At 66.9% G+C, this 13,778-nt stretch carries 11 protein-coding genes; 3 read left to right on the forward strand and 8 right to left on the reverse strand.

The annotated features are described in order from the left end of the window. Positions 1 to 68: 68 nt before the first annotated feature. Positions 69 to 2,054 carry a transglycosylase SLT domain-containing protein gene (locus LC407_RS16250; protein ID WP_223483205.1) on the reverse strand — a complete coding sequence of 662 codons (1,986 nt, stop codon included), beginning with the start codon at positions 2,052 to 2,054 and terminating at the stop codon, positions 69 to 71. 151 nt (positions 2,055 to 2,205) lie between these two features. Between LC407_RS16250 and LC407_RS16255 the strand changes: the two genes are divergently transcribed. Together LC407_RS16255 and LC407_RS16260 are read left to right on the forward strand one after the other, a co-directional pair. Beyond that, a complete protein-coding gene (locus tag LC407_RS16255; protein ID WP_223483206.1) occupies positions 2,206 to 2,613 on the forward strand; it encodes a biopolymer transporter ExbD in 408 nt (135 codons plus the stop codon). Positions 2,614 to 3,014: 401 nt separating this feature from the next. After that, the gene (locus tag LC407_RS16260; protein WP_059065107.1) at positions 3,015 to 5,879 is read left to right on the forward strand and encodes a TonB-dependent receptor; all 2,865 of its coding nucleotides are present in this window, start codon (positions 3,015 to 3,017) and stop codon (positions 5,877 to 5,879) included. Positions 5,880 to 5,960: 81 nt separating this feature from the next. Here LC407_RS16260 and fhuE read toward each other — a convergent pair whose 3' ends face one another. The 3 genes from fhuE to LC407_RS16275 form a co-directional block, all read right to left on the reverse strand. Continuing rightward, a complete protein-coding gene (gene fhuE / locus LC407_RS16265; RefSeq protein WP_223483207.1) occupies positions 5,961 to 8,093 on the reverse strand; it encodes a ferric-rhodotorulic acid/ferric-coprogen receptor FhuE in 2,133 nt (710 codons plus the stop codon). A 182-nt stretch (positions 8,094 to 8,275) separates the two neighbouring features. Further along, a complete protein-coding gene (locus LC407_RS16270) occupies positions 8,276 to 8,845 on the reverse strand; it encodes a M23 family metallopeptidase (protein ID WP_223483208.1) in 570 nt (189 codons plus the stop codon). Positions 8,846 to 8,888: 43 nt separating this feature from the next. Beyond that, positions 8,889 to 9,362 carry an Lrp/AsnC family transcriptional regulator gene (locus LC407_RS16275; protein ID WP_080149847.1) on the reverse strand — a complete coding sequence of 158 codons (474 nt, stop codon included), beginning with the start codon at positions 9,360 to 9,362 and terminating at the stop codon, positions 8,889 to 8,891. A 72-nt stretch (positions 9,363 to 9,434) separates the two neighbouring features. On the opposite strand from LC407_RS16275, the gene LC407_RS16280 reads away from it, so the two are divergent. Next, positions 9,435 to 10,310: an EamA family transporter gene (locus tag LC407_RS16280; RefSeq protein WP_025878667.1), complete on the forward strand. Its 876-nt coding sequence runs from the start codon at positions 9,435 to 9,437 to the stop codon at positions 10,308 to 10,310. Between the two features lie 193 nt (positions 10,311 to 10,503). On the opposite strand, the gene LC407_RS16285 is transcribed toward LC407_RS16280, so the two are convergent. From LC407_RS16285 to LC407_RS16300, 4 genes are all read right to left on the reverse strand, one after another. Then, positions 10,504 to 11,241, reverse strand: a complete 738-nt coding sequence (locus LC407_RS16285; RefSeq protein WP_025878666.1) for an endonuclease/exonuclease/phosphatase family protein — start codon at positions 11,239 to 11,241, stop codon at positions 10,504 to 10,506. Between the two features lie 52 nt (positions 11,242 to 11,293). Next, positions 11,294 to 12,109 (reverse strand): thiol:disulfide interchange protein DsbA/DsbL, encoded by an 816-nt coding sequence (locus tag LC407_RS16290; RefSeq protein ID WP_025878665.1) that lies wholly within the window; start codon positions 12,107 to 12,109, stop codon positions 11,294 to 11,296. A gap of 106 nt (positions 12,110 to 12,215) precedes the next feature. Further along, positions 12,216 to 12,866, reverse strand: coding sequence for a thiol:disulfide interchange protein DsbA/DsbL (locus tag LC407_RS16295; RefSeq protein ID WP_025878664.1), 651 nt, complete (start codon positions 12,864 to 12,866; stop codon positions 12,216 to 12,218). Positions 12,867 to 12,972: 106 nt separating this feature from the next. Continuing rightward, entirely contained in the window at positions 12,973 to 13,770 is a 798-nt protein-coding gene (locus tag LC407_RS16300) for a c-type cytochrome (RefSeq protein WP_025878663.1), read from the reverse strand. Positions 13,771 to 13,778 lie beyond the last annotated feature (8 nt).

Consider the following 13,778-nt stretch of genomic DNA (forward strand, 5'->3'; position numbering starts at 1 on the left):
GCCGGGCCGTGCCCGGCCGAACACATGGCGTTCGCCGGGCATGGCCCGGCGCTACCGATACCACGTGATCAATCGCCGCCCTGGTCGGCGTTGGTGGCGCAGGTGAAGGCCTTGCGCTTGTCCACCAGGCGGCCCATCAGGCGGTCGCTCAGCGGCAATGCGTCGCCATTGAGTCGCCAGTCGTAGATCACGCTGAAGGCCAGCACGCGGGCGACATACTCGCGCGTTTCCTTGTAGCTGATGGTCTCGATCCACAGGTCCGGATCGAAGCCCGGGCGCTGGGTCTGCCAGCGTGCGGTCGGCGTCGGGCCCGCGTTGTAGGCGGCGATGGTCACGTAGGGCAGGCCGTCGTACTTGTTCATCAACTGCCGCAGGTACGCGGTGCCGATGGCGATGTTGGTATCCGGGTCGTACAGGCTGTCAGCGCCGCCGTAGCCGGTCAGGCCGATGGACCTGGCCACGCCGGCGCCGGTCGCCGGCAGTACCTGCATCAGGCCCATCGCATTGGCAGGCGAACGCGCGCGCGGGGTGAAAGTGCTTTCGGCGCGGATCTCGGCGGCCACCCAGGCCGGGTCGATGGCATTGCGTGCCGATTCACGGCGGATCGTGGCGTCGTGGTGCAGCGGGAAGCGCAGGTCGTACAGGCGTTGCTCCTGCGGTTGCTTGCCGAGCGCGAACACCGCGCGGTCGAACCAACCGTTGTCCTGCGCTACGCGCACGGCGAGGCGACGCTGGGTGTCATCGAAGCGCGACAGCGCATTGTTCCATTCGGCCACCGCCCAGCCGGCGCGGTCGATCTGGTAAAGCGCCATCGCCCGCTGGATGGCCGGATCGCGGGCCACCGCGGCCTGCGCCTGTGCGCTGTCGTTGGGCTTCCACGGGCACAGCGTGTAGGGCTGCTGCAGCTTGTCCGCAGCGAGGAAACCATGGAAGGTCGGTGCGCGCGCGGCTTCGCGGAACAACGGCTGCGCCTGCTGTGCCTGGCCGGTCTTTTCCAGCATGCGGCCTTCGAAATAGCGCCAGCGCGAATCGTTGCGCTGGGTCGGGCCCATCTTGCGGATCGCCGCCAGCGTCGCCGGCCAATCGCCGCGCGACATCGCTTCGCGCGCGCGCCATTCGTGCAGGCGCTCGTCATAGGCCGCATCGGGCACGGCATTCAAACGGCGAGCCGAGTCGGGCAGGTACGACGCCACCGTCCACAGGGCGATCTGGTAACGCACCTGGCCCTGCTGTTCGGCGCTCAGGCCCAGCGCCTGCGCGTACTGCGGCAGCTGCTGTTCGGTAGCATCCGGGTCGGCCTTGGCCAGCTTGGCCAGGCCGTCGGTGGCGATGCGCCGGCTGCGCTCGTTGCGCGGCCAGTTCAGGGCGCTGGCATTGGGCTTGTCGACGAAGGCCGCGTAGGTGTTGGCCAGGGCCAGATCACTGGCCGGCAGGCCGCGCGCAGCCGAACGCATCACCGCCGGCTGCTGTGCATCGGCAGCGGCATCGATGCGTTCCCATCGCAGCGCATCGCTCATGCCACCCTGCGCCTGCAGCACGGCGAACACGGCGTCGCAGGCATCGGGCAACGACTTGCCGTTCTTGCGCCACAGATCCTGGGCTTCACCGATCCACTGCGGGTCCAGCTTGCCGGTGGCCTGGCGCGCTGTCAGCTGCGCACAGCGCAGGCCGAGGTTGTCGGTGGGAGCCCAGTTGGCCAGCAGCGTCGGCCAGTCCTGGCGGCGCGCTACTGAGGGCAGCCAGGCGCTGCGGAAGCTGTTGGCCACGGCCTGGCCCTGGTAGCGCTTGAGGAAGGCCTGTGCCTGCGCCGTATCGACGGTGTCGATGTTGCGCCGCAGGTTGGCGAACTCCAGCCAGCCATACGCGGGATGGCGGCTGAGCGCGGCGGCCTGGCCGGGATCGAACTGGCCACGTTCGGCGGCGGCGATGGCGGCCTTCAGCTGGGCGTTCTGGGCATCGAGGGACTGGGCACTCGCGCAGCCGATCAGCAGCGTGGTGGCCAGCGGGAGCAGGGACAGGGCGGTCGAAGATCGTCGGGTCATGGCGACCAGCATAGCGGGCAGTGGCTGAATTCAGTTTCGCATTGTGTACACGGCCGAAGACGGCAACGACAGCTGAATGATGGCGGGATCCGCACTGCCGCGAAGGCGGTTGTCCGGCGTAGGTTTGGGCTGGGGCGACCGGCCCTGCTGCAGGGAGCGGCACATGGCATTCAGTAGCGCAGGAAGAAGCAGCCCGCTGGCGGACATCAACGTCACGCCACTGGTGGATGTAATGCTGGTGTTGTTGATCATCTTCATCGTGACCGCGCCGATGTTGTCGCGGCCGATCAACGTGCAGTTGCCGCAGGCCACCGATCGCGTGGTGGATCGCCCCGAACCGCCACCGCCGATCGAGCTGCGCCTCGATGCGTCCAGCCAGTTGAGCTGGGACGGCCAGCCGCTGGCCATCGGTGATCTGCAGTCGCGCCTGCAGGCGCAGGCCAGCGAGCATGCCGGCAACCTGCCGGAGCTGCGCATCAGCACCGATCCGTCGGCCGAGTACGACGGCATGGCCAAGATCCTGGCCGCCGCCGAAGCCACCGGCATGCAACGCATCGCGTTCGTGCAGTGAGTGGATCACGGGTGCGGCCTTCCCAAGGGAAGGCCGCACGTGTACCGGTAGCGCCGGGTCATACCCGGCGGCAGACCTGCGATGTGCGCCGGGCTTGGCAGAGACCTCTTCGACACTTCGCCGGGCATGGCCCGGCGCTACCGTGACCCGGGCGGGCATGGCCCGGCGCTACCGTGACCCCGGCGGGGAATGACCCAGCGCTACGGCGATGTTGTCGTACGCGCATTCCGGTGAATACGTAAGCAAATGACGTTATCTGCTTTCAGAATCGTCAAATTCGCGTGAAAGAGTGTCGGGCATCACGCCGCGATGTTTACCGCTTGTTTACAAAGGAGACGCTGCCGCCATGCAGGGGGGAGCGCGGCAGTCCATGTCCCGACATTCCTTTGGAGAGAGAGCGAATGAATTACCTGCATCACCGCCCCTTGGCGGTTGCCGTCGCGCTGTGCGTGACCGCACTGGCCCCGTTGGGGGCTGCTGCCCAATCGGCCACCACCGACCTGGATCGCGTCGAAGTCACAGGTACCCGCATCAAGCGCGCTGAAGTGGAAGGCCAGGTGCCGGTCCAGACGCTCAACCGCGCCGACATCGAACGCACCGGCCTGACCTCGATCGGTGAAGTGCTGCAACAGCTCACCGGCTCGGGCTCGGCGCTCAATGCCAAGTTCAATTCGTCGGGCAACTTCGGTTTCCCACCCGACGGCAGCGGCGTCGGCGCGGGTTCGGCGCAGGTGGACCTTCGCCATCTCGGTGCCAAGCGTGTACTGGTGCTGGTCGATGGCATCCGCTGGGTCAATGAATCCTCGGCCTCGGGCGTGGGCTCGGCCACCGATCTCAACACCATCCCGCTGGCGATCGTTGAGCGCATCGAAGTGCTGGAAGACGGCGCATCGTCGCTGTACGGCTCCGATGCCATCGCCGGCGTGGTCAACATCATCACCCGCCGCGATTTCGATGGCGGCCAGGTGACGATGAACTACGGCCAGTACGGCAAGGGCGATGGCACGCAGAAGGGCGTGGACCTGGCCTGGGGCAAGAGCGGCGACCGTTACAGCCTGTTCCTGGGGGCAAGCTGGACCAAGCAGGACCCGGTGTATGCGAAGGACCGCGAGCAGTCGCGCTTCCCGATCCCCGGCACCGGCCTGGCCTTCGGCAGCGGCGGCATCCCGCAGGGGCGCTTCGCCTTCGTCGATCCCAACACCGGTGCCGAACAGGACATCGTGCCCAACACCGGCGTGAGCAGCCCGCGTTACGACGGCAGCGCCGGCTGCAACCGCACCGACGACTACCACTGCTTCACCAGCGCCGACCGCTTCAACTTCGCCGAATACAACATGGTGCTGACACCGTCGGAGCGTAAGGGCCTGTTTGGCCAGTTCCGGTTCGACATCACCGACAACGTGCAGTGGTACGTCAAGGCACTGGGCAACCGCCGCGAGTCGACCAACCAGGCCGGCCCGGAACCGCTGTTCTTCGGCCCTGATGGTGCCACCGGCAATCCGCTGGCCGACAACATCGTGGTCTCGGCACTGAACCCGTACAACCCGTTCGGCTTCGACCTGGTGTCGTCGGGCAACATGAGCCTGATCGGCCGCCGCCCGGTGGAAGGCGGCGCGCGCGTGTTCGAACAGCAGGTGGATACCACGTACTTCGCCACCGGCCTGGTCGGCAACTTCCAGGCCGCTGACCGCAGCTGGTACTGGGACGTCAACGGCATGTACAGCAAGAACAAGGCCGAGCAGACCAACTACGGCAGCTACAACATCTACAACGTCAACATGGCGCTGGGCGATCCTGCGGTGTGCGCGGCCACGCCGGGCTGCGTACCGCTGAACATCTTCGGTGGCGCCGGTTCGATCACCCCGGACATGCTGCGCTGGATCCAGCCGGTGGTGCGCGACCGCAGCCAGAACGAGCTGAGCCTGTTCACCGCCAACCTGTCCAGCGATCTGTTCACCCTGCCGGCCGGCCCGGTGTCCTTCGCCACCGGCCTCGAACACCGCAAGTACAAAGGTTCGTACCAGCCTGATCCGCTGACGGTGATCGGCCACTACAACGGCGTACCGTCGCAGCCGACGTCCGGCTCCTACGACGTCAACGAAGCGTACCTGGAGCTGAGCGTGCCGATCTTCGCCGACTCGGCACTGGGCAAGAAGCTGGACCTGAGCCTGGCTGGCCGCTACTCGGATTACTCGACCTTCGGTGGCGAGTTCACGCCCAAGTACGGCCTGCGCTGGCAGGTGACCGATGACTTCGTGCTGCGTACCACCTACGCCGAAGGCTTCCGCGCACCGTCGATCGGCGAGCTGTACGGCTCGGCTGCGCGTGCTGACCTGCAGTTGTTCGATCCCTGCTCGGTGGGCCTGGGTGGCACACCGCCACGTGGCAGTGCGGCCAACTGCGCATCGCTGGGCGTGCCGACCGGCTTCCAGCAGGCCAACTCGCAGATCTCGGTGACCACCGGCGGCAACCGCGAGCTGGAGCCGGAGCGGTCGCGCAGCTTCAGTGCCGGTTTCGTGTGGAGCCCCTGGTTCGGCAACGATGCATCGTGGTCGGAGCGCTTCGACGTGGAAGTGACGTTCTACCGCCACAACATCGATGGCGCGATCCAGGCGATCAACGCGCAGACACAGCTGGACCTGTGCGTGGATACCCTGGACCCGATCTACTGCGACGGCATCACCCGTGCCAGCACCGGTGCGGTCAGCAGCTTCAACAACCGCCTGACCAACCTGGGTTCGATCAAGACCGACGGCTGGGATGTAGACCTGTTCTGGACCCTGCCGCAGAGCTCGATCGGCCAGTTCAAGCTGGGCTGGAAGAACACCTTCGTCGGTCGCTATGAGGCCACCGGTGCGGCCGGCCAGCGGCAGCCGCAGAAGCCCGGCGTGGAAGTGGCTGACAGTTCGATTCCGGAGTGGACCAGCAACGCCAGCATCGGCTGGACGCTGGACAACTGGAGCGCCAACTGGACGGTACGCCACATTTCCGAACTGACCGAAGACTGCGGTGACGCCGTGGCGTTCCCGGTGTGCAGCAACCAGGCCGCCGGCACCAACACGCTGTCGGCCACCACCTTCCATGACATGCAGGTGGGCTACAAGATCGACTGGATGAAGGGCCTGCAGCTGACGGCGGGCCTGAACAACGTGTTCGACAAGGACCCGCCGATCTGCCTGTCGTGTTCGTTGAACGGCTATGACGCCTCGACCTACGACATCCCGCGTGGCCGTTACTGGTACCTGCGCGCGGACCTGCGGTTCTGATGTGAGTACAGCAGCGCCGGAGTGATCTCCCGGCGCTGCTGTTGCCGCGGTAGCGCCGGGCCGTGCCCGGCGACGTTTCCTTCAGAACGACCAGGTAAACGTCAGCGAGCCGTTGCGACCATCGCCATACGCACCGTAACCGGTGATCTGCGAGTAGTACTTCTTGTCCAGCAGGTTGTTGAGGTTGGCCTGCACGCTGAACTCCGGCGAGATGCGGTAGCGCACGAACGCACTGACCAGCGCATAGCCTTCCTGTTCGAAACGACCCACCACCGGCGCTGCGTAGTAGATGCGGTTCTGCCAGTTGGCGCCGCCACCGACGGTCAGTTCCTGCAGCGACTGCGGGGTGTAGCTGGTGAACAGCTTCAGCGCGGTCTGCGGCAGGTTGGTGTTGATGTCGGCGTCATTGATATCCTTGGCCACGTAGCGCGACGCACCGAAGGTGGCATTCCAGCCCGGTGCCAGTTCGCCGTTCAACTCGAACTCGAAGCCACGGCTGACCGTGCCGCGTGCGGCGATATAGGCCGTTTCATTCTGCTGCCCATCCACCTTGTCCATGGTGGCTTGGCCGACGTTGTCCTGTTCGATGCGGAACACGGCCAGCGAGGCATTCAGGCGGTTGTCGAACCAGGCGCCCTTGACGCCCACTTCGTAGCTCTTGCCATCCACCGGGTCCAGGTAGCTGCCCTGCTTGTTGCGCAGCGTCTGCGGCTGGAAGATTTCGGTGTAGCTGGTGTACGCCGAGTAGGTGTCGTTGATGTCGTAGACCAGGCCGGCGTACGGCGTGGTGACCTTGTGCGAGCGATCATTGCCTTCGTCTTCGCTCTTCCAGTCGGTGTAGCGCGCACCGACGATCAGCTTCAGCGGATCAGCCAGTGACAACCGCGCGGCCACGTAGCCGGCCTTCTGGGTGATGGTGCCTTCGCTGGCCAGTGCCAGTGGATTCCAATTCGGCTGGGGGATGTTGCCGGTCCAGTTGAGGTAGGTATCGAACGGGGTCCAGCCCGGGCCGCCCATCTGGAAATCGCCGTAGTTGGCGAACTCGCGCTTGTTGTAGCTCAGGCCGGCCATGAACTGGTGCTCGCGATCGAACAGCTGGAACGGACCATCGATGTAGCCGTCGATGCCATCGACCTTGCGCTCGGTATTGTAGAAGCCAGCCATCGGCGTTACGCCCGCGCCGGTTGTCTTGTCGAAGGCGGTGTAGGACGGATAGAACAGCTTGTCATCGGCCTGGGTGCGATCATGCGTGGCGCCGATCTTGAACTTCCAGCCATTGCCGAACGCGTGCTGCAGGGTGGCGAAGGCGCGCTTGCTGGTGGTGTCCCAGTAGGTCCAGTCCGGCGAGGGATTGAACGACGTCGGGTAGTTGGTTGCAGTGCCGTCCGCGTACCACATCGGGAAGCCGCCCCACGTCGCGCCGCTGGCCTTCTTGTGCTGGTAGTCGTAGCCCACGCTGAGCTGGGTATCGGGGGTCAGGTCGGCATCGATCACCGCGTAGCCGAGGGTCTTGCGCTGGTTGTAGCGGTCCATCTGCGCGTCGGTGTCCAGGTAGCTGCCGATCACGCGGCCGCGTACGGTGCCGCTGGCGTTGAGTGCGCTGCCCACGTCCACAGTGGTGCGGGTGCGGCCCCAGCTGCCGACGTTCACCGACACGCTGCCGGTCAGCTCGGCGCTGTCGGCGTGCTTGCGGATCAGGTTCACCGATGCCGACGGGTTGCCGGCGCCACTGAGCAGGCCGGTGGCGCCGCGCACCACTTCCACGCGGTCGTACAGGGCCAGGTCCAGGCCGGAATCGCCGTAGCTCCAGTTCTGCACCATCTGCGTGGGCAGGCCATCGAACTGGTAGCTGTCGATGTAGAAGCCGCGCGCGTAGAACTCGGTGCGCTCGCTGTCCGACTGCGTGCTGGTGACGCCGGTGGTGTTGCCCAGCACGTCGATGATGTCGTCCAGCTGCTGATCTTCGATGCGCTGGTGGCTGATGATGCTGACCGACTGCGGGATCTCGCGCGGCGCCAGGTCGAAACGGGTGCCGGCCGAGGTACGGCGCACCGAATAGCCTTCGGCGCGCTCGCCTTTTACTACGACCTTGTCGAGGGTGGTCGGGTCGGTGGCGGTTTCGGCGAAAGCGGTGGGTGCGACGGCGCAGAGCGCGACGAGTACGGCAACGGACAGCCGCTGCGGCTGCGGGGTACGGAAGGCGGAACGGATCATGCGGATTCCTGCAACGGGCACGCGCGTTCGGCCGTCATCCAGGAGTCGAGGCGCTACGGGTAGGGGAAGGGCGGGCAGGCCGTCCTGGCACCACCGGAAACGAAAGAAATGGTAATACGAACTATTCCTATTTACAAATCATGAACAAACGCCTGCGGCCTCGAGGCTCGGCTCGGTTGCCGTCAGCGGGTGCCCTGCGGTTGCAGCAGCGGCAGCGGGTCCCGCGCGCCGTCGACGCCATAGATGCCCCAATGCAGATGGGGCGGCGTGCCCTTGGCGTTGCCGCTGTCGCCAACATGGCCGAGCAGGTCGCCGGGTTGCACCACCTGGCCGCGCGCCAGGCCATCGGCCCAGTCTTCCAGGTGCGCGTAGTAATAGCGCTCGCGTCCCGGCCCGATCACCCAGACCTGGCGGCCACCGAGTCCGCTGTCGCGGATGTCGGCGACCACGCCGGGGGTAGCGCTGCGCACCGGCGTGCCGCGCTTGCCGAAGATGTCGATACCCGCATGCGTGCGGTCGCGCCCGCGCGGTGCGCCGAAGGTATCGGCGATCTGCCGGGGCCGCACGCCGTCCACCGGTACCGGCAGTTGCGTGGCCGGTGGCATGCGCGAGAGTGTCCACAGCATCTTCGGTGCGGCAGCCCACGGGCTGTTCCAGAAGGCCATCGCCGCGATGACCAGGATCAGCAGGACGGCGCCACGCAGCAACCAGCGGCGCAGGCGTCTGGCGTTGGAGGGGGAAGCGGTGTTCATGCGTCACCAGTGTAGGAGCAGGACAGGCTCGACGGCATCTGCGTCATGTCAGCGGCACGTCGAACCCGCGCTTCAACGTGCCCAGCGCCACCGACGTGCGGAAGCGCTCGATGTTGTCATCACCGCCGAACAAGCGCTCGGTGATCGCCTCGTATTCCTCCATCGATGCCGCCGAGAGCAGCAGCAGGAAATCGCCGTCGCCGGTGATCGAGTAACACTGCTGCACGGCAGGATCGTCCTGCACGCGGCGGCGGAACGGGGCGACCTTCTCGCGCTGTTCGCTGACCACGCGCACCTCGACGATGATGGTCAATGGCCGGCCGATTTTCGCAGCGTCGATCACCGCCACGTTGGCGGCGATCACGCCGCTGTCCTGCAGGCGCTTGATCCGCCGCTGCACCGCCGGCGTGGACAGGTGCACGGCTTCGGCGATCTGCCGCTGCGGCAGGGTGTTGTCCTGCTGCAGGAGGGCGAGGATGGCGCGGTCGAAGCTGTCCAGCACGGGGGCGGTGGCCATGATGAGCAGAAGTTGCGCGGACGGGCCGTCAATTGAGCCAAGTGCTCGCCGCCGACGCAATAGACTGGCGGCATGCAGACTTCTCGAATCGCGCCGATGTTGCCGGCGCTGGCGGTGCTCGGCTCGGTCACCGCACTGGCCATTGGTACCTCCTACGCCAAGCAGCTGTTTCCGTTGATCGGCGCGCAGGGCACCAGCGCGCTGCGCGTGGGCTTTTCGGCGCTGTTGCTGCTGCTGTTCTGGCGGCCATGGCGCTGGAAGACCAGCCGCGTGGATGCGGTCACCATCCTGCGCTACGGCCTCACCCTGGGCCTGATGAACCTGTTGTTCTACATGGCCTTGCGCACGATCCCGTTCGGCATCGCGGTGGCCATCGAATTCACCGGCCCGTTGACGGTGGCGATGCTGTCGTCGCGGCGGCCGATCGATTTCCTGTGGGTGGGTTGCGCGGCGGTCGGGCTGCTGTTGCTGCTGCCGATCGGCGGCGGCCCGGCACTGGACCCGGTGGGCGTGCTGTACGCCATGGGGGCGGCAGCGTGCTGGGGCCTGTACATCGTGTTCGGCAAGCGCGCCGGCCACCTGCACGCCGGGCATTCGGTGTCGCTGGGGCTGCTGGCCGCGTCGCTGGTGGTGGTGCCGGTGGGGGTGGTGCATGCCGGTGCGGCGTTGCTGGAGCCGAAGATCCTGCTGGCCGGGCTGGTGGTGGCGCTGGTGTCCAGCGCGATCCCGATGTCACTGGAAATGATGGCGCTCAAGCGCCTGCCGAAGGAGACCTTCGGCATCCTGATCAGCATGGAACCGGCGGTGGCCGCGCTGTGGGCGATGCTGCTGCTGCATGAGCACCTGCATGGCCTGCAGTGGCTGGCCATCGGCTGCACGGTGCTGGCCTCGGTGGGCAGCACGATGACCGCACGGCGGTTGAAGGTGCCGGTGGCGCAGGCGGGGTAGCGCCGGGCCATGCCCGGCGGAGAGCGTGCGGACCAACGGTCGGCACCCACCAGGTCAGCCTGCCAACGGGGTCCGCACCCACCAGGTCAGCGTGCCAACGGGGTCCGCACCACCAGGTCAGCGTGCCAACCAAGGTTGGCCCCTACCAAGGTCGGTAGCGCCGGGCCATGCCCGGCGAGCGCAGCGGCAGGGCTCAGCGCAGGGCGTCGGCCGGGACGTCGATTGCCATGGCCAAGGCAAGATGGTCGGAGAACGCAGCGGGCACCGCTTCCACGGTGCGGGTCTGCAGGCCGCTACTGACCAGGATGTGGTCGATGGCGCGGTCGGGGCGCCAGCTGGGGAAGGTCGGCACGATGCAGCCGGGCGGCTGCAGGCGGGTCTTCTGGTACAGCACCTGCATTTCCGGACGTTCGGCCAGGCAGTTGAAGTCGCCCATCAGCACCGCATTGGGATGGTCGGACAACAGCTCGGCAATGAAGCCGAGCTGGGCCATCCGCGAACCGGCGCCCAAGGACAGATGCGCTACCGCAACGGCCAGGCCATCGCGGCCATCGCCGAACTTGGCCAGCAGCACGCCGCGCCCGCCGATACGGCCGGGCAGGGCGTGGTCCTGCACTTCCACCGGTTCCAGCTTGCTCAGCAGGCCGTTGGCGCTGGAGGCGACGCCACCCATGCGCCGGTTCGGCTGGTGGCTCCAGTAATTGAAGCCGGCGCGTTGGGCCAGGTAATGGGTCTGGTTGGTGAAGCCCGAGCGCAGGCTGCCCGGGTCGGCCTCCTGCAGGCCGACGATGTCATGACCGCGCGCCAAAGTGGCAATCGCGTCAAGGCTGCTGCGCTTGCGACCCGCCGGCAGCGCATGTGACCAGCTGCGGGTCACATAGTCGCTGTAGCGGCGGGTACTTGAGCCGGCCTGGATGTTGGCCGTCAGCAAGCGCAGGGTCCGTGTTGTGGGGGAAGTCACGGCCGGGAAAACGTCTCTTTGATCAGTGAGCCTGGGCCGCACCGCGTTCGCGGGCGATCAGGTGGTCGGCAATGCGCAGCATGTCCGGGAAGCTCTTGCCCTTCACCAGGTACTTGCCGTTGACGATGATCGACGGGGTGCCGCTGATCTGGCTGCGCTGGGCGAACTGCTTGGCCGAGTTGGTCTTGGCATTGACCGCGAAGCTGCCCATGGTGGCGGCGAACTGCTTCGGATCCACGCCGTAGGCACCGTAGAACTTGGCGATGTCATCGACCGAATCAGCACCGCGCTCGCCCTTCAGGGTCTTCTGCGAGTGGATGGCCGAGTACAGCGCTTCGTGGGTCTTCTCCTGCACGCCCAGGGTCTGTGCGGCGTAGAAGGCACGGGCGTAGTTGTCCCAGGTGCCGCCGAACATGGCCGGCACGTAGACGAAGTTCACATCGCTCGGCAGGCCAGCCTTCCACGGGCCGACCAGCGGCTGGAACGCAGCGCAGGCCGGGCAGACGTAACCGAAGATCTCGACCACTTCGACCTTGCCGGCGGCCGGCTGGAACGGCTGGCCGTTCGGGATCAGCTGGTAGTCGGCGCCTTCCACCGGGGCCGGGCCGGTCAGCGCGGCGGTGGTCGGGGCAGGCGCAGCGCTGGCAGCGGTCTTGTCACCTTCGGCAGCCGGTGCAGCGGCTTCGCCGCCTGCGGCCGGCGCGGCCGGTTCGGTGCTGGCCGGGGTCGCTGCCGGTTCTGCCGGGGCGGAGGTGTTGGTGGTGCCATCGTCGGCCTTGCAGGCCGCCAGGATCGGCAGCAGCGCTGCGAGGGCGAGGGCGGCGAAACGGGTCTTCATGGAAGCGTCTCCAGCATCTGGAAAGGTGGGGCCGGCGTCAGGCGCCGGCCAGAGGGAAATGATGACATGCGGCGGCGACAGCGCCGTGTCGATGGTGTGTGTTGGTTCAGCGGCCGCGGGCGGCGCGGGCCTGGGCGATCAGCGCCGAGGCGATGCGCAGCTGGTCGTCGAAGCTCTTGCCACGGACCAGGTACTGGCCATTGATGATGATGGCCGGGGTGCCAGGCACCTGGGTGCGCTGGGCGAAGGCACGGGCGGCATCGACCTTCTTCTGTACCGCCTCGCCGCGCAGGGCCTGCGTGTAGCGCTCCGGGGTCACGCCGTAGGCCTTGTAGAAGTTGGCGAGCTCATCGGCCGAGACGTTCTGCATCGGCAGCGTGCCGTCATCGTGCAGGGCCTTGAACACAGCGGCGTGGCTGCGCTTGGCCACGCCCACTTCGTCGGCGGCGTAGTAGGCCAGTGCCCAGGCATCCCAGGCACCGCCGAAGGCGGCCGGGACCGGGGTGAAGCGCACGTCGGCCGGCAGCTTGGCGGCCCAGGCGGCCAGCTGCGGTTCGAAATGGGCGCAGTGCGGGCAGGTGTAGCCGAACACCTCGACCACCTCGATCTTGCCGGCCAGCGGCTGGAACGGGCCAGGCTGGGCGATGCGCTCGTAGTCTTTGCCTTCGACCAGCGGGGCGTTGGCGGGGGTGGCGGCGCAGGCCGCCAACGGCAGCAGCACCAGCAGGGACAGCAGAAGGCGGGGAATCAACCTCATCGACACGCATCTCCGTTGAAAATGACAACGCCGGCGCAGCCGCCGGCGTGAAGGAAACATACCGCAGCGACGGGCCGTCGTGGCGACCGGCGCCGACCAGTGGCGGTCAGGGGGCGGCAGCCGGTCGCGTCGAAGCGCCTTCGGCGGCGAGATCGTCGGCCTTGTTGTGCAGGCCCTGCAGGTAGCTGGAAAGGGCCTGCACCTCCTGCTCGGTCAGCTTCTGCGCCACCGTGGCCATGATCTGGAAGTGCGCCTTGTCGGTCTCGTTGGTCTGTCCGGCCTGGTACTCCTGCAGGCGCCGGGCGACATAGCTGGCGTGCTGGCCGCCGATGTGCGGGTAGGCCGGGCCGGGGTTGCCGGCGCCGCTGGGGCCGTGACAGGCCATGCAGGCCGGCAGCCCGCGCTGGGCGTCGCCGCCGCGGTAAAGTTGCTGGCCGATCTGGTAGAACTTCATGCCCTTGTACGGGCCTTCGGCCACCGGCGTGTCGTCGGCGATGCCGGCGTTGGCCTTCTGGGTGGCGAAGAACGCGCCGATATCGCGCATGTCCTGTGGGGTGAGGTTCTGCACGAAGGGCACCATCGCCACGGCGGCGCCGGAACTGCGCTGGCCATTGGCGATCAGGGCCATCTGCTGGGCGACGTAGCGCTCGCTCTGGCCGGCGATGCTGGGATACATCTCCACCGTGGAATTGCCATCGGCACCATGGCAGGCGGCGCACGCGGTGGCCTTGGTCTGGCCGGCCTTGGCGTCGCCCCAGGTGGTCTTGCTGAAATCCACCTCGAGCGAGGCGGTCTTGATCGGGCCGTTGTCGGGCAGCGGGGTCAGCGTGGTCTGCGCAAAGGCAGCAGCGGCAACGACGGCAGTAGCAAGGGCGGATACGGCAAGAACGCGAGCGTGGCGCATGCTGAAGC

Source organism: Stenotrophomonas sp. OVS01A (assembly GCF_019969775.1).
In the GTDB taxonomy this organism is placed as follows: domain Bacteria; phylum Pseudomonadota; class Gammaproteobacteria; order Xanthomonadales; family Xanthomonadaceae; genus Stenotrophomonas; species Stenotrophomonas indicatrix.